The sequence below is a fragment of the Corallincola luteus genome, from assembly GCF_004336975.1.
Taxonomy (GTDB): domain Bacteria; phylum Pseudomonadota; class Gammaproteobacteria; order Enterobacterales; family Neiellaceae; genus Corallincola; species Corallincola holothuriorum.
Genome location: NZ_SJXE01000013.1, coordinates 35918 through 55909, shown reverse-complemented (window position 1 = coordinate 55909; position 19992 = coordinate 35918). Strand labels below are relative to the sequence as shown.

General features: G+C 50.7%; 20 protein-coding genes. 5 read left to right on the top strand and 15 right to left on the bottom strand.

Annotated features, from left to right (window positions below):
• Window positions 1–4: 4 nt before the first annotated feature.
• Genes gspM through gspC form a run of 11 tightly spaced genes read right to left on the bottom strand, consistent with a single transcriptional unit; the run spans window position 5 to window position 10640 of the window.
• Entirely contained in the window at window positions 5–487 is a 483-nt protein-coding gene (gene gspM, locus EZV61_RS18095; RefSeq protein ID WP_130566960.1) for a type II secretion system protein GspM, read from the bottom strand.
• Entirely contained in the window at window positions 484–1704 is a 1221-nt protein-coding gene (gene gspL / locus EZV61_RS18090; protein WP_165569658.1) for a type II secretion system protein GspL, read from the bottom strand. Before gspL ends, gspM begins: the two co-directional genes overlap by 4 nt.
• Window positions 1701–2702, bottom strand: a complete 1002-nt coding sequence (gspK, locus tag EZV61_RS18085) for a type II secretion system minor pseudopilin GspK (protein ID WP_131417394.1) — start codon at window positions 2700–2702, stop codon at window positions 1701–1703. Before gspK ends, gspL begins: the two co-directional genes overlap by 4 nt.
• Window positions 2692–3390, bottom strand: a complete 699-nt coding sequence (gene gspJ, locus EZV61_RS18080; RefSeq protein ID WP_114337738.1) for a type II secretion system minor pseudopilin GspJ — start codon at window positions 3388–3390, stop codon at window positions 2692–2694. The genes gspK and gspJ overlap by 11 nt, the downstream gene beginning before the upstream one ends.
• Window positions 3390–3755 (bottom strand): type II secretion system minor pseudopilin GspI, encoded by a 366-nt coding sequence (gspI, locus tag EZV61_RS18075; protein WP_114337737.1) that lies wholly within the window; start codon window positions 3753–3755, stop codon window positions 3390–3392. The genes gspJ and gspI overlap by 1 nt, the downstream gene beginning before the upstream one ends.
• Window positions 3752–4348, bottom strand: a complete 597-nt coding sequence (gene gspH / locus EZV61_RS18070) for a type II secretion system minor pseudopilin GspH (RefSeq protein WP_131417392.1) — start codon at window positions 4346–4348, stop codon at window positions 3752–3754. The genes gspI and gspH overlap by 4 nt, the downstream gene beginning before the upstream one ends.
• A gap of 1 nt (window position 4349) precedes the next feature.
• Window positions 4350–4796, bottom strand: coding sequence for a type II secretion system major pseudopilin GspG (gene gspG / locus EZV61_RS18065; protein ID WP_114337735.1), 447 nt, complete (start codon window positions 4794–4796; stop codon window positions 4350–4352).
• Between the two features lie 29 nt (window positions 4797–4825).
• The gene (gene gspF / locus EZV61_RS18060; protein WP_114337734.1) at window positions 4826–6043 is read right to left on the bottom strand and encodes a type II secretion system inner membrane protein GspF; all 1218 of its coding nucleotides are present in this window, start codon (window positions 6041–6043) and stop codon (window positions 4826–4828) included.
• A gap of 3 nt (window positions 6044–6046) precedes the next feature.
• Window positions 6047–7624 (bottom strand): type II secretion system ATPase GspE, encoded by a 1578-nt coding sequence (gene gspE / locus EZV61_RS18055; RefSeq protein WP_131417390.1) that lies wholly within the window; start codon window positions 7622–7624, stop codon window positions 6047–6049.
• 2 nt (window positions 7625–7626) lie between these two features.
• Window positions 7627–9723: a type II secretion system secretin GspD gene (gspD, locus tag EZV61_RS18050; protein ID WP_131417404.1), complete on the bottom strand. Its 2097-nt coding sequence runs from the start codon at window positions 9721–9723 to the stop codon at window positions 7627–7629.
• Between the two features lie 2 nt (window positions 9724–9725).
• Complete coding sequence (gene gspC, locus EZV61_RS18045; RefSeq protein WP_114337732.1) at window positions 9726–10640, bottom strand: type II secretion system protein GspC; 915 nt, start codon at window positions 10638–10640, stop codon at window positions 9726–9728.
• 191 nt (window positions 10641–10831) lie between these two features.
• Between gspC and hslR the strand changes: the two genes are divergently transcribed.
• The 4 genes from hslR to EZV61_RS18025 all read left to right on the top strand — a co-directional run bounded on the left by hslR (window position 10832) and on the right by EZV61_RS18025 (window position 14316).
• The gene (hslR, locus tag EZV61_RS18040; protein WP_130566956.1) at window positions 10832–11230 is read left to right on the top strand and encodes a ribosome-associated heat shock protein Hsp15; all 399 of its coding nucleotides are present in this window, start codon (window positions 10832–10834) and stop codon (window positions 11228–11230) included.
• A 20-nt stretch (window positions 11231–11250) separates the two neighbouring features.
• Window positions 11251–12132, top strand: coding sequence for an Hsp33 family molecular chaperone HslO (gene hslO / locus EZV61_RS18035; protein ID WP_131417388.1), 882 nt, complete (start codon window positions 11251–11253; stop codon window positions 12130–12132).
• A 190-nt stretch (window positions 12133–12322) separates the two neighbouring features.
• On the top strand, window positions 12323–13951 hold the full coding sequence (gene pckA / locus EZV61_RS18030) for a phosphoenolpyruvate carboxykinase (ATP) (RefSeq protein WP_130566955.1): 1629 nt from the start codon (window positions 12323–12325) through the stop codon (window positions 13949–13951).
• A gap of 98 nt (window positions 13952–14049) precedes the next feature.
• Window positions 14050–14316 (top strand): GIY-YIG nuclease family protein, encoded by a 267-nt coding sequence (locus EZV61_RS18025; protein ID WP_131417386.1) that lies wholly within the window; start codon window positions 14050–14052, stop codon window positions 14314–14316.
• Window positions 14317–14340: 24 nt separating this feature from the next.
• Here the strand turns inward: EZV61_RS18025 and EZV61_RS18020 are convergent, their stop codons facing one another.
• From EZV61_RS18020 to greB, 4 genes are all read right to left on the bottom strand, one after another.
• Entirely contained in the window at window positions 14341–14778 is a 438-nt protein-coding gene (locus EZV61_RS18020) for a tellurite resistance TerB family protein (protein ID WP_114337728.1), read from the bottom strand.
• 35 nt (window positions 14779–14813) lie between these two features.
• Complete coding sequence (gene envZ / locus EZV61_RS18015) at window positions 14814–16124, bottom strand: two-component system sensor histidine kinase EnvZ (protein WP_114337727.1); 1311 nt, start codon at window positions 16122–16124, stop codon at window positions 14814–14816.
• 9 nt (window positions 16125–16133) lie between these two features.
• Window positions 16134–16856, bottom strand: a complete 723-nt coding sequence (gene ompR / locus EZV61_RS18010; protein WP_130566953.1) for an osmolarity response regulator transcription factor OmpR — start codon at window positions 16854–16856, stop codon at window positions 16134–16136.
• A 147-nt stretch (window positions 16857–17003) separates the two neighbouring features.
• The gene (greB, locus tag EZV61_RS18005; RefSeq protein WP_114337725.1) at window positions 17004–17486 is read right to left on the bottom strand and encodes a transcription elongation factor GreB; all 483 of its coding nucleotides are present in this window, start codon (window positions 17484–17486) and stop codon (window positions 17004–17006) included.
• Between the two features lie 126 nt (window positions 17487–17612).
• Here greB and EZV61_RS18000 point away from each other — a divergent pair, with 126 nt between their 5' ends.
• A complete protein-coding gene (locus EZV61_RS18000) occupies window positions 17613–19946 on the top strand; it encodes a Tex family protein (RefSeq protein ID WP_131417384.1) in 2334 nt (777 codons plus the stop codon).
• Window positions 19947–19992: the final 46 nt, after the last annotated feature.

Here is a 19992-nt window from a genome sequence, read left to right as displayed (position 1 = left end):
GTCATTATCCCCTTCTTAATTGCAAACGACGGATCCGAACCACGCCGGTTTCCTGCTCTGACGTCAAATCAAGGCTGCCGACGTCAATCCCATACTGTTGTTTCAATATCTGTAGCCAACGCAAAAAATCATTAAAAGCAACGCGATCGATCCACACCTGGAGATCTTCCCCCTGAGGTTGAATGCGCGCAATAACCACTTTCTGTGCCTTCGCGGTTCGGTTAACAATCGACGATAACGAGCCGCTACGAACATTTCCCTTACCTGTGCTGGCACGCAGGTTAACAACCTCAACCGCTGCACGTTTCATTTCCGCCAAGCGGCTCTCTGCCGAACTCAGCGCCTGTTGCTCATCAGCAACAGCATTATTCAATGGTGACCAGAAGCCCCAATAGAAGATAGCGACAACGACGGCGACAGCCGCCATCGCCAGCAACTGCTTTTCTCTGACATCAAGCCCATCAAGATAAGTCTTTAGTGCATTCATTGCTTACCTCTTATCGTCACCGACCCAGTGACTTTGCCATCCTGGTTATTCAACGAACCGATCTCAATGTCAAAACTGTCAGGGGCCGCTGCTTTAAACTTTTCAAAATCGGCGAACGCTTTGCCTTCCGCCTGGATCCGCAGCTCTCGTCTACGACTGTCAAACTTCAGCGATGCAAGGGACATATTAGCGACGTCACTGAAGGGTTTTTCCAACTGCGACAGCATGCTAAATAGGCTGAGATCCGTGGACACACTGCCACCGAGCTCGCCAAGCTTCTGCTTCATAATGGAGCGAGCTTTACTGACCGAAGTAGCTTTCACCTCAGGAAACACCACCTTAAACACCGACAAGGTCTGTTCCTTCGCCAATGCGGTCTGATTACTTAGCCTTAACAGCTGCAGGCCATCTAGCACCATGTTAAGTAATAAACAGACGCCGACCACAATGGCAACCTTGCGCCAGGGTAGCCATCGAGTGTCCACTTCTCGCTTAGCTTCAAAGTCACCCTGCAACAAGTTCCACTTATGGCTTGGCAGATGCTCGGCCAGCAGTTGCATCGGCAACTCTTCTGGCTGACGCTCAATCTGTAAGCCACCAATATCAGCAAAGATCCATGGCTGATAGCTGTTCAACAGCTGCGGCTCTTCACTCTCCTCTCGCGCCGCGATCATGCTCTGCAGGTAAAGCTCTGCATTGTCATGTTCAACAACGATGCCAGCAAATTCATCGGTACGCAGCAGCAGTTGCTGCTCCATATCCAAAGCTGTCCAGCCGTCCTCTTGCCATGGTAAAGCGAGTAGATCAGGCAGTAGCCGCTGGGGCTCAAAATTGGCTTCTCGCAGCCAATCCAACCATTGCGCCATCTTTAAACGGCTGACAACCATGACCTGCTGAACATTGTCTTTTCGCTCACCTAAGGCAAAGTGCAAACTGTCCACATCTTGTGTCAGCTGTTCTTCAAGCATAAATGGCAAGGCTTTGATAACTGCACGCCCCGCTTTTGGCGGCAATGGCACATTATGTAGTCCCACTTCGCTGCTCGGCACCAATACCACGGGCTTGCGCCCCCCCACACGTTCATGGAGTGTTTCCAACTGCTCAACACCAGCGAGCGTTCCAGAAGCGATCACTTCTGAACTGCTGTATGACCAGACCAGCCAATGCACTGGCGCGTCATGTTCGTGGCCTAGTCGGATCACGAGTTGTTCGTTCACTGGGTTCCTCCCAATTGGCGGCGGATCACAACCAATTTGTTGTCCTGCTCACGCTTCAATAGCGATTCCAGTCTAAAAGTGACATCTGCCACTTCCGTTTTTGCCTGTAATAAAAAATAGAAACTGTTCACCGTTAGCGATTCCTTCTGTGCTGCGGTGACATCGCCGGCACCACTGACTTCAGGTTGGCGCCAAAACTCATCAATGGTTTCATAGCCGTTTTTTGGCCGATTATTAATTAAATCCTGCGCGTCACTTAATGTAAGCCGCGGAGTTAGTGCCGCTTGTAGGAGCAACGCTTGCTCCGCCTTAATCGTATTCACATTTATACGTAACAGCGGATTTTCCGGTACGGCACAAACATAAGGCCGTACCTTTTCATAAATTTCGGCGGTTATGCCTCTCACCGTCCGCAGCTCACTGGCATGTGCCATCAAGCTATTTGCCGCCAGATAGGGCACAGGCATCGATTCGTATTCACTGTCTTCAGCACCGGCACTGGAGGAAACGATTGAGTCTGCATCGAGCCAGTCACGCAGCGCTTCCGCTATCTGCTCCGCCTCATATGCATCCACCCCAACACCTTCTAACAACTCCTGAAACATACGGCTATGGGGCGGCCGGGTCTTGAGTTCTTTCTCCGGCGTTGGACCAGCGACGCTGTTTAAGTTAAAACATGCCTGCTGATCGATGATTTGCCCGCCCAGTGAGCCGCCTTCAACCGGAAACTCATTGCCCTCCTGCGCCCAGTTTTGGCCCAAGTGCACGACATCCTTATCATCCTTAAAGCCCTGGGTCAGGATCTTCATCGCAAATTGTTCAGCGCCAATGGCATACCAAAGCCCTTGATTACCGTGTATTAGGTTTTCGGCACGGCGCATTTGCAGGCTCAAGCGCTGGGTCATATTAGCTGCAATGATCACCGCCAAAGCCACTACCAACATCACGGTAATAATAGCGACACCACGCTGACGCCGAGGTGAGTGGTTACTTCTCATCTGGAATGCCACCACTGTCACTGTCGCCTATGTCATCTTGGCCACTGTTGCCGCTACCGCCATCGGGGCCTGCGGTTGGCCGATGGGACTTACCATCGCCGGGCAGTAAAAACTTCCGCGTAATTAGGCCAAGCCCTTCAATATCTAGCTCAACGGCAACAGCATGAGGAATATTTTCACTTTCCCAAGGCCGCTGCCAGGTATCTTCCTCGTAAACACTGACTTTAAATCCGTTGACCCCTTCCATAAGGGTCGACTCTTTCGGTTCAGTGCCACTGACTGCATCCGGGTAGATGAAATACAAACGTTGTAACTTATTTTCCTGTACCCGATACGCAATCGACTGCACCGTACTGCGCTGCAACATGGCGTTTGGGTTACGCCAGCCCTGTCGGCTCAGTACCATGCCATCGAACTCACTCTCCAGCAAAAACTCAGCCACCCACATGAACCCCTTGCTCGGTTCACGTTCATCAACACGTACTTGACGACGTGTGGTCTGCATAAGGTCCCGCTCTAGAATGGTCATCACCCGCTGCATCTTCTTCAACTGCGCCGAGCGTTCCCGCGAGATCTCCTCGCTGCGCTGGATGTTATTCAACGTGGTATAGGAAGCGACACCCACCACGGTAAATACCGAGATAGCTACCAACATTTCCAGTAAGGTAAACCCTTTCACCCGCAACATCAGGATTTACTCCGATAGGTCACCACACTGGCCAGAGGCGACTTATCCTTCTCCTCATAAAACACCTCGACACGCACACCGCGCAACTCTTTATCGGGGGTTTCCAGTCCTTGCTGTGTCCAATGCCAGGTATGACCGGCCATCTCCATGGTACCGCGAGTAACCGACAATTTTGGCCACTCTTTCTCCAAGGCGATCTCTGTCATGCGGTTGCTCGCTACCCAGGTCGCCATAGAGCTTTGTTCTAAATAAAACAGGCTATTGATATGCCCGGTGGTGGCTTGCGCCAAGCTGATGGCTGCGCTGGCAAAAATAGCCAGCGCCACCAAAACTTCCAGCAATGTCATGCCTCGGCTGTTAATCACGGTCTATCCAAAGGCCCCAATAGTTCGACATTGCCGGTGTCATGACCATTGACGCGAAAAAAAGCGATTTCGTCGTCACTGACATCCTGTAATGACAATAACAAACTGAACGGAGTCAAGTCGCCGCTCGAGAAGATAAGTATTTGCGGCTTGGCGTCTTTATCTTCTTCTCGCTCAATCTCCACCCCTTCAAACATCGAGCCTTGCTTGGTGAGCTTATTTTCCTGCTCCCAAGGCAGGTCATCCAAGGTCAATTCCGCCGTCACTATGTCTGGCCAGGCTCGGGTTGAAAACAACTTGTCATCCTCAATCGGCTGCCATTTCTGCTCATCATCCAAGCGGTAAAATTGATACTGCTTGTCATCAACACGCATGCCGTACTCTTCACCACGCATCAACGCTTGTTCGGCCGCCATTTCTACCAGCGCACTGAAACGTGAAGCTTCCTGCTCCAGCGTTTCCTGTGGACCAGCAAGATTCAACGATAAAACGACACCGACCGAAACCAGCGCCATCAACGCCGTCACCAGCAGCACTTCAAGCAGTGTGAAGCCTTGCGCCGCCAGTCTGCTAGCTGAAGCTCTTATTGCCAATTTACTGGTGATCCTGCAGGTTCCAGTTGCCTATATCTGCAGCCGTACCTTCACCGCCCTCTTCACCATCAGAACCCAATGAATAGAGGTCGATCTTTCCACGCTCACCAGGGCTTTGATACATATACTCATTACCCCAAGGATCTTTAGGCAAACGCTTGATATAGCCATCTTCGCGGTATTTACGCGGCTCAGGTGCACTGGACGGTTTCTCCACCAACGCTTCCAAGCCCTGCTCAGTGGTTGGATAAACAGCGTTATCCAACTTGTACATATCCAGTGTTTGCTCCAGCGCAGTGATATCACTGACTACTTTCTGCTGGTCCGCCTTCTCTTTGTTACCCAGTAGGTTGGGTACCACCAAAGACGCAAGGATCCCGAGGATCACGATCACCACCATCACTTCTAGCAAAGTAAAGCCGGCGTTATTCTTGGAAAAGGTTTTCATCTTGAAAAAGTCCTCTGTGGAAATTGGCATTAGCCAACGAGATTGTTCAAATTAATAATAGGCTGCAAGATAGCAACCACGATAAACAGTACGACACCTGCCATAGCCACCAGCACCAGAGGGCCAAGCAAGCCCATGGCAACGGTCATCAGGGAGTCAAATTCACGTTCCTGGTTGTCAGCGGCTCGGGTCAGCATCTGCTCCAACTCACCGGAACGCTCGCCCGATGCAATCATATGTAACATCATTGGTGGAAAAAGCTTGGTATCGGTCAATGCCGCCCGCAAGCTAGTACCTTCTCGCACATGGCCGGTAGCATCGTGGGTCGCATTTTTAATGCGTAAATTGGTTAATACATCAGAGGCGATACGCATCGCTTCCAGCAGCGGCACCGACGACGCTGTCAGGATCGCCAAGGTACGTGCATAACGGGCGGTATTCATCCCCCTGATCACCTTACCCAGCACCGGCATAAACAGCTGCCAGCCATGATACTTAAGCTTCCATTTCGGCTGCGCCAACAAACGTTGAACCCCCATCATCAATAGGATAGCGGCGACGAAGATGTAAAGGCCGTAGTTAAGTACAAAGTCACTGGCCCCAATAAGGATCTTGGTAGTGGTTGGCAGCCCTTGTCCCATATGCTCAAACTGCGCGACAATTTTTGGCACAACGACAGCCAATAACAGGGTGATCACGCCGGTGGCGATCACCGTCAGTACAATCGGATAAACCAGCGCCTGGATAAGCTTTGAGTTGGTGGCTTGCCGCTGCTCGGTATGATCAGCCAAACGATTAAGTACCGTATCCAGATGGCCGGATTTTTCGCCAGCGGCAACGGTGGCACAAAACAGATCATCGAACACATGGGGAAATTCTTGCAGGCTTTCCGCTAAGGTATGCCCTTCCAGTACTTTACCGCGGACAGCCATCATCATGGTGGAGAGGCGATCTTTTTCGCACTGCTCAGCCACCGCTTTGAGTGACTCTTCCAAGGGCATCGAAGAGGCAACCAAGGTCGCCATTTGTCGCGTAATCAACGCCAGCTCCGGCGCAGAAATACCCCGTTTAAAGCCAAAGCCGCCTTTTTTCTGTTTCTCTTCGGCGGCCTTTGCGTGTACCAATTCGGTGGGGATCAGTCCCTTGTCACGGAGCATCTGCCGAACTTGGCGGGCGCTGTCTCCCTCCATGACGCCCTTTTTCTGGCGCCCGGCTTTATCGATCGCTTTAAATTCAAATACTGCCACCGATTATTCCTCGCGTGTCACACGCAGAATCTCTTCTAACGATGTTTGGCCAAGCAGCACTTTATCAATCCCGTCCTGGCGAATACTGGGAGTAGACTCGCGTACATACTTTTCAATATGTTGTTCACCGGCGTCATTGTGGATTAACTCGCGCACTTGCTCATCAACCACCAGCAACTCGTGTATCCCGGTTCGACCACGATAGCCATTATTGTTGCACGCAGGACACCCGGCCGGATGGTAGATGACCTGCTCAGTGGTAGGCGGTAAGCCCATCAACTCGAGTTCAGCTTCGGTGGCTTGTTGCGGCTGCTTACACTCTTTACACAAAGTACGCACTAAGCGCTGTGCTAATACAGCCAACAAACTGGAGCTCAATAGGAACGGAACCACGCCCATGTCCGCCATACGGGTCACGGCGCCAGCAGCAGTATTCGTGTGCAAGGTGGAGAGAACCAAGTGACCGGTCAAACTCGCTTGTACGGCGATCTGGGCGGTTTCCAAATCACGGATCTCACCAATCATCACCACATCAGGATCCTGACGTAAGATAGCCCTTAATCCGCGGGCAAAAGTCATATCAACTTTCGGATTGACCTGAGTTTGGCCAATGCCATCCAGATCGAATTCCACCGGATCTTCTACCGTTAAAATATTACGGTCTTTACTGTTAATGCGACTGAGACCGGCATACAAAGTTGTACTTTTACCTGAGCCAGTAGGACCGGTGACCAGAATAATACCGTGAGGACGATGGATAAGTTCTTGGAAAATGGAGCGATTACGCTCGGTCATTCCCAACTGTTCCAAGTCCAACTGCGCGGCGTTCTTATCCAGTAATCGCAACACCACGCGTTCACCATGACTTGACGGCATGGTTGATACCCGCACATCAACAGCACGACCACCAATACGTAGTGAAATTCGACCATCTTGCGGCACACGTTTCTCGGCAATATCAAGCTTTGACATAACCTTCACGCGGGAAACCAGAATATTGGCCAATTTACGGTTCGGCCGCAGTACCTCTTTCAACACGCCGTCAATCCGGAAACGAATAATCAGCGAGGTTTCAAAGGTCTCGATATGGATATCCGATGCGCCCTCTTTAATCGCTTCCGACAGCATGGCGTTGATCAGCTTGATGATCGGGGCGTCATCTTCGCCCTCAAGTAGATCCTCTGTTTCCGGCAGCTCATCCGCTAGTGAAAACAGATCCATTTCACTACCGATATCTTCCATCAGCTGCTGTGCAGCACTGGAGTCACGCTGATAAACCGCGGTTAACATCTGTTCGAAGTCAGCTTCTTCAAGCTGAGTGAAACGCACTGGCGCGGCAGCAAATCGCCGCACTTCGGCCAAGACATCAATCGGTAGCACGCCAGCAAAATGTGCCTGCCAGCCGTCGTGTTGCTGCTCTAAGACCACCTGATTACGTTTGGCATAGGCAAATGGCAACACTAAGCCGGATAGCTCCTGCTCAGATAGCTCTTCACCCAGTTCAGGATCTGCCGCCAACTCATCCAAGGATGGCGCTGGCTGAAGCGCCTCTGACTCTTGTGTTTGATTTAGTTCAGCCATGCTTAATCCTGCTCTTCTAAGCGACGTAGCTCCGCTTCCTGCTCCATACGTTCGCGCATGTAGTCTTCAAAGCTTGGCGGTGGCAGATCGGCGGACTTCCATTCCGGCAGTAATGGCGTATTGGCATCGAGATGACGTAAGCCTTCGTCGTACTTACGCAACTGCTGCGCACGGATGAAGTTGTACTTGCGATTACTGATCTCATTCATCGTCATATCGTCGCGGACAATGGTGGGACGAATAAACACCAACAGGTTACGCTTACGCTTAGTTGTACTGGTGCTGCGGAACAGCTCACCAATCCAAGGAATATCACCCAACAGTGGCACTTTCGAGACGCTCTCTTGCGCGTCTTCATCGATCAAACCGCCGAGCACAATAGTACCGCCATCATCAGCCATCACAGTGGTTTTCAGTTCACGCTTGTTAATGGTGATATCCACTTCCGTGGTACCTGAGATACTCGAGACTTCCTGCTCGATCACTAACTGAACTGCGTTGCCTTCGTTAATCTGCGGCGTCACTTTCAACTTCACACCCACTTCCTGACGTTCAATGGTCTGGAACGGGTTGGCATTGTTAGAAGAGGCCGTGGAACCGGTCAATACCGGTACATCCTGACCAACAATGAAATAGGCTTCTTGGTTATCCAGGGTGGTAATAGAAGGGGTAGCAAGAATGTTGGAGTTGGTGGTACTACTCACCGCCTGCACCACTGCCGCCCAGTCGTCGTTAATCGAACCCACCATGATGCCGTTGATATTGCCTAACACCTGCGCTAGCAGACTAACATCACCGTCATCACCGGGTGTCGTAGTAGTTGTTTGTGTGCCATCAGGCGCAATCACTGTCGTCGTGGTGCCATCCTGGCCGCTCTGATACTCACGTTGACCAGCCCAAAGGGAAGATACCGGTGCTTGCGAACCGTTATTCCACTGCATTAAGCCGACATCTTCGGAGAACCATTGCACGCCGAGGTTAATACCATCGCCATCCTGAACTTCAACAATAATCGCTTCCACTAACACCTGGGCACGGCGAATATCCAACGAACGGATCACCCCTTCCAAGGTACGCATCATGTCTGGCTGCGCGGTGATAACCAAGGCATTGCTGTCTTCATGGGCTTCAATAGAGATATTTCGCTGGGAGGTCTTCTTCGCTTTACCACCACCAGAGGCCTCTTGCGCAATGGTGTCACTAACCCCTTTAAGCAAAGCAACCATATCTGGAGATTGAGCGTATTTGAGGTAAAACACCTTGGTGTTACCGTCGGTTTCCAACTCATTATCCAAACGACGGATCAGAGCGACAATACGCTCACGGGCTTTGGGCTCACCTGACACCAGTACACTGTTAGTTCGTTCATCAGCCACCACTTTCGGCTTTAAAAACCCTGGTGTCGTTTCTTTACCGCCAGTTGTTCGCAGCAGGTTATCGGTGATCCGCACCATCTCTGCGGCAGAAGCAAAACTCAACTTAACAATTTCAACTTCCTGGTCACCGGCTTTATCCACCAGTCGAATGATTTCAACCAAGCGATTCACAACCGCGGCACGGCCTGTCAGCATGATCACATTGGATGGGTCGTAGTGCACCACGTTACCGCCGCCAGCGTTATCATTTAGCTGACGTAACAGCGGGGCTAATTCCCTTACTGATACGTTTTTCACCTGCACAACGCGGGTAACGAATTCGTCGCCTTTACCTGGATTGCGATCCCCGACCACAGGAATTGCCGCCGTTTTAGCGTCTTTGTTTTTGATCACCTTCACTATGCCGTTATCCATCTCCACCACGGCGTAGCCATACACTTCGAGTACATTAAGGAAAAACTGGTAATACTGCGGCTCAGTTAACAGATCATAACTGCGAACATTCACCTTTCCGCGTACACCGGGATCAATAATGATGGTCTTATTGAGGTTTTTACCAACAATATTGATAAATTCCTCAATATCCGTGCCCTTAAAGCTGGCGGAATACTCCGCAGCAGAAGCCTGGGCCACAAAGGTGATAACAATGGCTGCAAACACGCCTCGTATTAGCTTGTAGCTTAAACGGAGGTTCTTAGATAACTGCACCTTAACGTCCCTCATCATTACTGTTCACCCGGAAGCGAAAATAAAATCTCATACTGTTGACCATCACGCTCAATCGTTAATGATATCTCGTCCATTTCCGGTAACTCATCCATTACACTCATCGCCTGCCCCATATCGGTCAGGTCAAGTCCATTGATACCAACAGCCAGGTCATTCGGCTGTAAGCCCATGCTTTGAAACATTTCGTGATCTTTACCAGGGTTAACCCGAAAGCCCTTCAGCGCGCCTTCCTCTTTGACCGGCGACACGCGAATATAGTCGGTTAACTTACCTATCAGATCTTCATTACTTTTAGCTGCGTCTTTAGTTTTCCGCAGGCTTTCGGTTAAGCGCCGATTGCGACGTTGATCCACTTGCTGGCGCGGTGTGGCCTTCGGCGGCTTCTTCGCTGCTCGCTCAGTACCACTGTAATCAATACCGGCTAACATCAAGGTCTCATGACTCCCCCGGTTACGCAGGATCACCCTGTCAGGGTGGATCTCGCGCAACGTGGCACTGGTTTTATCAATCTTATCGCCAATAAAATAGGTCGCTTGCTTGCCACCATTTTCGATAATCGCCGCACTGAATTTTACATCCGTACTGGCAACCACACCGGTCAAAGTCAAATTGAGCTTGGTCTCTGGTGCCTTGGTAACTTGTTGCTGCACCTGCGGCTTAACCGCTTGATACTGACCAAACAGGTTCAGCGACAAGATGTTGGAAAGATTGATGCCAGGATCATTGGCACCAAGAGAGCTCACTTGCGGAGGCTGCCACTGCTCGGCATTGGCGCTCACAGGTAATAATGCCCATGTCAGACGTGCAGTTAGGTAAATAAGATAAACCACAAACAGCCAGCAGAGCCAAAACGCTGCAAGCTGGTGGGGAACCTTCTGCCAATAACGCTCAAATTGAGCAACGAAATCCATCCCAAGCCCTTGTAATTGCTTTTATCAATCCAGATCTAACGACTAAAACTTATCTACTGGTGAAAAATGCGCCAAGTTTTTGGCGCAACATCCAGTCCGTGGTTTATATCATATAAATATGGTAGTTTTCGCGCTTCTGCACGTAAACAGTGAAGCCCGTCAATCCCTTAGCCTGTTAGGGTTAACAATAGATGAAGAAAGTACAGTGTGAAACGGACAGTGTCCGCTTGGACAAATGGCTGTGGGCGGCACGTTTTTATAAAACGCGCGCCTTGGCTCGTGACATCGTGCAGGGCGGTAAAGTTCACTATAACGGTCAACGTTGTAAACCCTCCCGTACGGTAGAAGTGGGCGCGGTGCTCACACTCCGTCAAGGGATTGATGAGAAAGAGATCATTGTCGAACAACTGTCCGATCGGCGACGCGGTGCACCTGAAGCACAATTACTGTATCGAGAAACAGAAAAGAGTATCAATACTCGTAAACAACGGGCAGAGCTGCGCAAACTGAGCGCAGATCAGATGCCCCACCCTGATCGCAAGCCGGATAAGAAACAGCGCCGCCAACTGCTCAGGGTGAAAAACCAATAATCGTATATCTGGGAGCCATTATGTCCAGCGCCGCACAAAAACAACCTGATGCCTTATATCGTTACCTTTTTGAACAAGCCAATGTTCGTGGCGAGCTTGTCCAAATTGAAGATGCCTACCAACAGATGATTAAGAACCATGCCTACCCGCCAGCTATAGCGACCCTGCTGGGGGAACTGCTAGCTGTCACCAGTCTACTGACGGCGACACTAAAGTTTGAAGGTCAGATTACGGTACAGCTGCAAGGCGATGGCCCGGTAAGGCTCGCGGTGATCAATGGCAATCACCAGCAAAGGATGCGCGGCGTCGCACGATTTGAAGGCACACCTGAAGGCGTGACTTTGCAGGAGCTAGTTGGCAAAGGCCATATGGTGATCACCATTGCGCCAGAGCAAGGAGAGCGCTACCAAGGCGTTGTCGGACTCGATGAAACGTCGTTGGCCAACACCATAGAAAGCTATTTCCAGCAATCTGAACAGCTGGCGACACAGATCCAGTTGTTTGCTGATAGCAAACAGTGCGGTGGTATGTTGTTACAGATCCTGCCGGTTGCAGAACAGGCGCGGGAAGAGTTTGACCATCTGGCGAAACTGACTGAGACAATAAAACAGCAAGAGCTGTTTACACTCTCTGCCAATGAGATTTTACATCGCCTCTATCATCAAGAAGAGGTCCGGCTATTTGAACCACAGCCAGTTCAATTCCATTGCGGTTGTAGTCGTGAACGCACCGCGGCAGCCCTAAGAAGCATGCCCAAAGCCGAGTTAGACAGTTTGATAGAAGAACTGGGCATGGTTGAGATCACCTGCGAGTATTGTCGAGAACAGCAAAATTTCGATGCCATCGATATTGAAGCTCTGTTCTCCAATAGCGCTCCTTTAGGGGATCAGAGCGCACATTAATGAAAAGTTGACAGCTGCCGCAGCCACTTGCGGCAATTTTTTTGATTTAAATCGTAATTAAAACTGCCGGTAGGTCTAGAATTCTTGTTAAAGTATAAAAACTGAGCAAAAACTCTAAAACAAAGCTCAGACTAAAACTCTGTACAAAAGCACTAAAACATAAAAATCTGACCCTACAGGAGACGCCCCTATGGATATTGCAACCAATAAGGCGCTAGCAAAACAGCTTGACCTGTCGAAGTACGGTATTACCGAGGTACAGGAGATCGTCTACAACCCTTCCTATGAAGAACTTTTCGCCGAAGAAACCAACCCAAATCTAGAGGGATTTGAACGCGGCGTACTCACTGAACTGGACGCTGTCAGCGTCAATACCGGCATATTCACCGGCCGCTCACCCAAAGATAAATTTATCGTTAAGGACGATGTCACCCGCGACACCATTTGGTGGACATCCGACAAAGCAAAAAATGATAACAAGCCAATTGATAAAGCGGTTTGGGATGATCTGAAAGATTTGGTGATGGACGAGCTATCAGGCAAACGTCTATTTGTTATTGATGCGTTCTGTGGTGCCAATGAAAGCACTCGCATGAAAGTCCGCATTATCACTGAAGTGGCATGGCAAGCGCACTTTGTGAAGAACATGTTCATTCGCCCTGAGCCCGAAGAGCTGGTGGGGTTCGAACCAGACTTTGTGGTTCTCAATGGTGCAAAAACCACCAATCCAAACTGGGAAAAACACGGCCTTAATTCAGAAAACTTCGTTGCCTTCAACCTGACCGAAAAGTTACAACTGATCGGTGGTACCTGGTATGGCGGCGAGATGAAGAAAGGCATGTTCGCACTAATGAACTACTACCTGCCGCTAAATGGCATGGCATCGATGCACTGCTCCGCCAACGTTGGTAAAGAGGATGACGTCGCGGTGTTCTTTGGCCTGTCTGGCACCGGTAAAACCACCTTGTCTGCCGACCCTAAACGGGCATTGATCGGTGATGACGAGCATGGCTGGGATGATGATGGCGTCTTCAATTTCGAAGGCGGCTGCTACGCTAAGACCATTCGCTTGTGCAAAGAGAATGAGCCTGATATCTACAACGCCATCAAGCGTGATGCGCTGTTAGAGAACGTCACCGTGGATGCCAATGGCAAGATCGACTTTGATGATGGCTCCACCACAGAAAATACCCGCGTTTCCTACCCACTCAACCATATTGAAAACATCACGGTAGAAAACAAAGCTGGTCACGCCCAAAAAGTGATCTTTTTGACCGCCGATGCATTCGGGGTGCTACCGCCGGTAGCGAAGCTGACGCCGGAACAGACTAAATATCACTTCTTGTCTGGCTTTACCGCCAAGTTGGCCGGTACAGAGCGTGGTATCACTGAGCCGACACCCACCTTCTCTGCTTGTTTTGGTGCCGCATTCCTAACTCTACACCCAACCAAATACGGTGAAGAGTTAGTGAAGCGGATGGAAGCAGCGGGCGCGTCAGCTTACCTAGTAAACACTGGTTGGAACGGCACAGGTAAGCGGATATCAATTAAAGATACCCGCGCCATCATTGATGCCATTCTGGACGGCTCCATTGAGAGTGCGGAAACCAAGCAACTGCCGATCTTTGATCTGCAAGTGCCAACCGCTTTACCTGAGGTAGACAGCAGCATTCTTGATCCACGGGACACTTATTCAGATCCTGTGGAGTGGGAACGCAAGGCACAGCATCTTGGTGAGCTGTTCATTAAGAACTTTACCAAGTTTACTGATAATGACGAAGGTAAACGCCTCGTCGAGGCTGGTCCTAAGCTGGACTAACTAGCAGGGTTCACCATGCATGATAAGCCACCTTCGGGTGGCTTTTTGCATAATGAGGCGGCTTTACCTTGTCGCAACAATTCACCACAATAAGTCCCATGTCTGAAAATGAAGCTACGCCCACTTGGTTTGTCTATCTGCTGCGATGCGCTGATGATTCGCTATACACAGGGATAACCACCGATCTGCAACGACGCGTCCATGAGCATAATCACTGCAATAAAAAAGGGGCTCGCTACACCCGTCCACGGCGACCAGTGTCTCTGGTTTACCAAGAAACCCAGGTCGATCGAGCGGCGGCCAGCCAACGGGAAGTGCAGCTTAAAAAGTTAACCAGAAAACAGAAACTAGCTCTACTGAAATAGCTAGGGGTGAGGCACGAGCTGAGGCTATTCGGCCTGCAATTTTGCCTGAATATAATCGCTATGACTGACATAAAGCAGATCGGCAACTTTGCGTATGGTTGCCTCCTCCTGCGGATCGACCTCACCGTCAGCATAGGCCACTACCCATAATGCATGAATTAACTTCACTCGCTGCTCACGACTGGCATTTTTCTTTATCGTGGAGGTGAACTGATATAAAGAAGTGGCATCATCCGAAGTTTGATTGGCAGTCGTGATCAGCTCACGCACTTCATCATCAGACAGTTCAAAATGCTTTTTTAACAGCTGAAATATCGCTTCTTGTTCGGCATGGCTGCGATCATCATCAGCACGGGAGACTTCGATCAGCAGAGCCGTGGCAGCCAACTTGTTGTCTAGCTGGGTTTGCTGCATTTCATTGCCCTGAACCTGATTAAAAAACTGTTTTACCTTAGCTAGCATTCCTCTCTCCCGGTTGCAGTAGCGGCGCTCAGATATCAGTGCGTCACCAATAGTGCGATCTCTATGTTCAAGCCCCCATTGGGATGATTGGACAAGCTGACATTGCCACCGTGCATATCAATGATCCGCTTAATAATCGCTAGGCCAAGGCCACTGCCCTCACCGCCTCGCGCCTCATCCCCCTGGGTAAAAGGTTCGAACATTTTTTCGATCGATGGTTCCGGGATCCCCTGACCAAAATCTCGAACCTGCACCATAACAAGCTGATCTTTTGGGTTAAACGAGGTAGACAGCTCAACGCGGCCACCACCATATTTGTGTACATTGTCCAATAAATTAGTGAATACGCGCTTAAAGCTGGTTTCCCTGACGGGTACAGGAGGGATCTCTCCTGGACGAAAGTTAATCTCTTCCAGTTTGTTTTGCTCCGCACGACAGACATCATTAATCAAATGATTAAGATCCACTGGCGATAGCGTTTCATCACGGTCGTGACGTACATAATCGATAAACTGGTCGATGATGGCATTCATATCTTCAATATCCGTGACGATGCCATCTTTCAGATAGTCCTCCTCTTGGGACATCATCTCTGTTGCCAACCGAATACGGGTCAATGGTGTGCGCAAGTCATGAGACACGCCCGCCATTAATAGCGCTCTGTCCTGCTCCAGACGCTGCACCCCTTGGGTCATCTGATTGAATGCACGAGTCACCTGAACCACATCTGACGCACCACGTTCAGCCAACGGCTCAGGATGCTCACCACGACCGACTGCGGCGGCCGCTTTCTCCAGCGATTTCAGCGGACTATTCAATTGCCGCGCAAACAGCCACCCACCAACCACACTGAGCACGCCAATCACCACCAGATAAAGGGTTAAAGGACTGAAAGCGGTCTCTTCCAGCCCGCTCATCGGGATCCTTAACCACAAATTTGGTGCCTGCGGCGGTTTAACCCAGACACGGTAGTTTTCGTTCTGCTCGATCCAAACTTCAGCTTCACCCCCCAGCTCTTCAGTCATTTGTTGTGACAAAAAGGCGTAGTAGGAAGCATTTTCCAAACCATTCGTCATTGCTGCTGGCTCAGTGTATGCCTCAATACCTGTGGCTTGGTGAAAACGCTCACTGAGTTCGCGAGGTACCCACAGGCGCTCTCGGCCGCCAATAGGTTCATCCAGAAAAACGACTTTCACCTGGTTACCCAGCAAATGCATCAACTGCTGATAGTTCGGTTTGATGACATAGAGCGCCACAGTGACATATGACACCAGCTGATTGATCAGCAGCAAGCTACCGATCAACAACACAGTCTGCCCGAAGGCACTACGGGGAAGAATCTTCATTAAGCGGACTTAGCGCTGTTGGCCATCAGGGACAAACACATACCCCAAACCCCAGACGGTCTGGATATAACGTGGACTCGACGGGTCTTCCTCCAGCATACGACGGAGCCTGGATACCTGAACATCAATAGAGCGCTCCATGGCACTGTAATCTCGGCCACGGGCTTGATTCATCAGCTTATCCCTAGACATCGGCTCTCTAGGATTAGTCACCAAGGCTTTCAACACGGCAAATTCGCCACTGGTTAGAGGCATTAACTCTTCGCCCTGCTTCATCTCTCGCGTCGCTAAATTTAGGCTGAATTCACCGAAGCTCACCACATTTTCAGTTAACGACGGTGCACCGGGCGCTTCGCGTACTTGCCGACGCAAGACGGCCTTAATTCGTGCCAACAACTCACGGGGGTTAAACGGTTTCGGCAGGTAATCATCCGCCCCCATCTCCAGCCCGATGATCCGATCCACTTCATCGCCTTTCGCGGTCAGCATCACAATAGGCAGTTCGGTGCCCTTTTGCCGCAAGCGGCGACAAATGGACAAGCCATCCTCGCCTGGCAGCATCAAATCTAACACCAATAAATGGAAATTTTCCCGCTCCAGATAACGATCCATCTGCTCGGCATTAGCGGCAGAGCGCACCTGATAGCCCTGCTCGACTAAATAGCGTTCCAGCAATGCACGCAAACGCATATCATCATCGACCACCAAGATCTTTGTGGTTTCCTGGATCATGAACGAGCACCTCCTGTCGAACCGCAGTAAACGGTATAAAATGCATTCTTGTTTTACTTCTAGGATGATAGTGTCATCCAGTTAGTTTTGTAGACAAAACTTACATTGTTACAAACTATTAACCCTATACTGAACAGTAGCATAGCGCTAACTCAAAGGGGCATAAGCGATCTCAACAATAAAGTAGGTCTGCTCACCTGAGGGGGTACTGACGCTGATCTCGTCATCTACCTGCTTACCCAGCAGTGCTCTGGCCATTGGCGCATCGATGCTCAATTTACGTTCTCGCAGATCAAACTCATCGGGGCCAACCAAACGAAACACTTGCTCCTCTCCCGCCTCATCCTCAAGCCGCACCCAGGCACCAAAATAGACTTTTCCCGCCTGCTGTGGCGACGGATAGACAATATTGAGCGCATCTAGCCGCTTGGTTAGGAACCGGACCCGACGATCAATCTCCCGCAACCTCTTTTTGCCATAGATATACTCGGCGTTTTCTGAGCGGTCCCCTAACGCCGCCGCTTCAGAAACCGCTTGGGTTACTCGGGGGCGTTCCTCTTTCCACAGGTAACGCAACTCACGCTCCAGCGCATCGTAACCTTCCCGCGTGATGTAGTTCGATTTTGCCATTTTGAATCTAAAACCCTCCTGCAATTTTCAGCCAAATAGGTTAGCCTGCTGCCCTTCGGGTGAGTGCAGCGTTTGCGTCCGCTGGCTAGCACCACAGCCTATTCTCACTACAGGTAAATGCAATAGATGCTCAATATTAACCGGACCATTGCCGATGAATTGTCGGTGAAAGAGATCCAGGTCACCGCGGCGGTGGATCTGCTTAATGAGGGCTCCACTGTGCCCTTCATTGCCCGTTATCGTAAAGAGGCCACCGGCGGCCTCGATGACACCCAGCTGAGAACCTTGGAGCAACGGCTAGGCTATCTGCGCGAGTTAGAACAACGCCGCGCAGCTATTCTCACAGCCATTGAGGAGCAGGGTAAGCTGACAGCGAGCCTGACAGGCGAGATCAATGCCGCAGATACCAAAACCCGCCTTGAAGAGTTGTACCTGCCGTATAAGCAGAAACGCCGCACGAAAGGGCAGATAGCGATCGAAGCGGGATTGCAAGCGCTAGCGGATAAACTGTTGGCCGATCCGACACTGACGCCGGAAACGGAAGCACTGGCATTCATCAATGGCGACAAAGGCATAGCTGACACGAAAGGCGCCCTCGATGGTGCCCGTTATATCCTGATGGAACGTTTTGCCGAAAATGCCAACCTGCTGCAAACCATACGCGAATATATGTGGCATAACGCCGTGCTCACTAGTCAAGTTGTAACAGGACAAGAGCAAGCGGGCGCCAAGTTCTCCGACTACTTTGATCATACGGAGTTACTTAAAAACGTACCATCTCACCGGGCATTGGCGATGTTCCGCGGGCGCAACGAAGGTGTACTGCAGCTAAATCTGGATGCCGATCCAGGCCAAGAAGAGAAAAGCGCCACCAGCCACTGCGAATCATTGATAGCCAACCAGTTTGAGATCCGCTTTCAAGACCGCGCGGCCGACCGCTGGTTGAAGCAGGTTGTACAGTGGACCTGGAAAATTAAGATCGCCCTCTACATGGAAACCGAGCTACTCAGCCGCGTCCGTGAGGCCGCCGAAGAGGAAGCGATTAAAGTATTCGCCAATAACCTGAAAGACCTGCTGATGGCGGCACCCGCGGGACGTAAAGTCACTTTAGGCTTAGATCCCGGCCTGCGCACCGGAGTGAAAGTGGCTGTGGTCGACAGTACAGGAAAATTGCTAGCCACCGATACCATCTATCCCCATGCACCGCGCAATCAGTGGCAAGCCTCATTGAAAACACTCAGCCAGTTGTGCAGTCAGCACGGGGTTGAGCTGATCGCCGTCGGTAACGGCACCGCATCCAGAGAAACAGATAAGCTGGCAGGCGAGTTAATCGCCATGAGTAGTGGCCAAAGACTGCAGAAAGTGATGGTCAGCGAAGCGGGCGCGTCGGTTTATTCCGCCTCGGAATTTGCTGCGCGGGAGTTTCCCGGCTTGGATGTATCACTGCGCGGTGCTGTCTCCATCGCCCGCCGGTTACAAGATCCGTTGGCTGAATTGGTGAAGATTGAGCCCAAATCAATCGGCGTAGGCCAATACCAACATGACGTCAGCCAAAACCAACTAGCCAAAGGGCTAGATGCTGTGGTGGAAGATTGTGTCAATGGTGTCGGCGTTGATATCAATACGGCATCTGCCCCGCTGCTGACACGCGTGTCAGGGCTTAATGGCACGCTCGCCGCCAATATCGTTGCCTATCGCGACAATGAAGGTGAGATACGCAATCGCAAACAGTTACTGAAGGTACCTCGACTGGGGCCGAAAGCGTTCGAACAATGTGCTGGCTTCCTGCGTATAAACGGGGGTGATAATCCACTGGACGCCTCCTCAGTGCACCCAGAAGCCTATCCTTTGGTAGAAAAGATCCTCAAACGTGTGAATGCCCCCATCACTTCGGTCATGGGAGACACGGGTAAACTACGTCAGTTGGATCCTGTGCTATTTGCTGACGAAGGCTTTGGCCTACCAACAGTGAAAGATATTCTTAAAGAGCTGGAAAAACCGGGACGCGATCCCCGTCCAGCCTTTACAACCGCGGCTTTCCAAGAAGGGGTTGAAACCCTGGCGGATCTCAAACCGGGCATGACGCTGGAGGGAGTCGTCACCAACGTTGCGAATTTTGGTGCATTTGTCGATATAGGCGTGCATCAAGATGGTCTGGTGCATATCTCTCATCTGGCAGATAAGTTTATCTCTGATCCCCGTGACGTGGTCAAAGCTGGCCAAGTGGTGAAAGTGAAAGTGCTTGAAGTAGACGCCCCACGGAAACGGATAAGCCTATCGATGCGCATGGATGCCGAGATAACTCAAAGCAATGACAACAAAGGCAAACCGCAAGCGGCTCGACGTCAAAGTAGCCAGCAAACCAAGCCCCGCAGTACTAAGCAAGGTACGGCAAGTCAGCCAAACGCTAACGTCAACAGTGCTTTTGCCGATGCATTTGCCAAGGCAAAACGCCGTTAGTTAGCACACGGCAAACCTGTAAAAACAAAAAGCCCGCTCATTGAGC

Bases quoted from the DNA above. Each gene is read 5' to 3' on its own strand.
- envZ (WP_114337727.1), bottom strand. From the start codon at position 16,124: ATGAAGATTCTTCCCCGTAGTGCCTTCGGGCAGACTGTGTTGTTGATC.
- gspE (WP_131417390.1), bottom strand. From the start codon at position 7,624: ATGGCTGAACTAAATCAAACACAAGAGTCAGAGGCGCTTCAGCCAGCG.
- hslO (WP_131417388.1), top strand. From the start codon at position 11,251: ATGTCCAGCGCCGCACAAAAACAACCTGATGCCTTATATCGTTACCTT.
- gspM (WP_130566960.1), bottom strand. From the start codon at position 487: ATGAATGCACTAAAGACTTATCTTGATGGGCTTGATGTCAGAGAAAAG.
- ompR (WP_130566953.1), bottom strand. From the start codon at position 16,856: ATGATCCAGGAAACCACAAAGATCTTGGTGGTCGATGATGATATGCGT.
- gspJ (WP_114337738.1), bottom strand. From the start codon at position 3,390: ATGTTGCGGGTGAAAGGGTTTACCTTACTGGAAATGTTGGTAGCTATC.
- EZV61_RS18025 (WP_131417386.1), top strand. From the start codon at position 14,050: ATGTCTGAAAATGAAGCTACGCCCACTTGGTTTGTCTATCTGCTGCGA.
- gspC (WP_114337732.1), bottom strand. From the start codon at position 10,640: ATGGATTTCGTTGCTCAATTTGAGCGTTATTGGCAGAAGGTTCCCCAC.
- hslR (WP_130566956.1), top strand. From the start codon at position 10,832: ATGAAGAAAGTACAGTGTGAAACGGACAGTGTCCGCTTGGACAAATGG.
- pckA (WP_130566955.1), top strand. From the start codon at position 12,323: ATGGATATTGCAACCAATAAGGCGCTAGCAAAACAGCTTGACCTGTCG.
- gspG (WP_114337735.1), bottom strand. From the start codon at position 4,796: ATGAAAACCTTTTCCAAGAATAACGCCGGCTTTACTTTGCTAGAAGTG.
- gspK (WP_131417394.1), bottom strand. From the start codon at position 2,702: ATGAGAAGTAACCACTCACCTCGGCGTCAGCGTGGTGTCGCTATTATT.
- greB (WP_114337725.1), bottom strand. From the start codon at position 17,486: ATGGCAAAATCGAACTACATCACGCGGGAAGGTTACGATGCGCTGGAG.
- EZV61_RS18000 (WP_131417384.1), top strand. From the start codon at position 17,613: ATGCTCAATATTAACCGGACCATTGCCGATGAATTGTCGGTGAAAGAG.
- gspD (WP_131417404.1), bottom strand. From the start codon at position 9,723: ATGAGGGACGTTAAGGTGCAGTTATCTAAGAACCTCCGTTTAAGCTAC.
- EZV61_RS18020 (WP_114337728.1), bottom strand. From the start codon at position 14,778: ATGCTAGCTAAGGTAAAACAGTTTTTTAATCAGGTTCAGGGCAATGAA.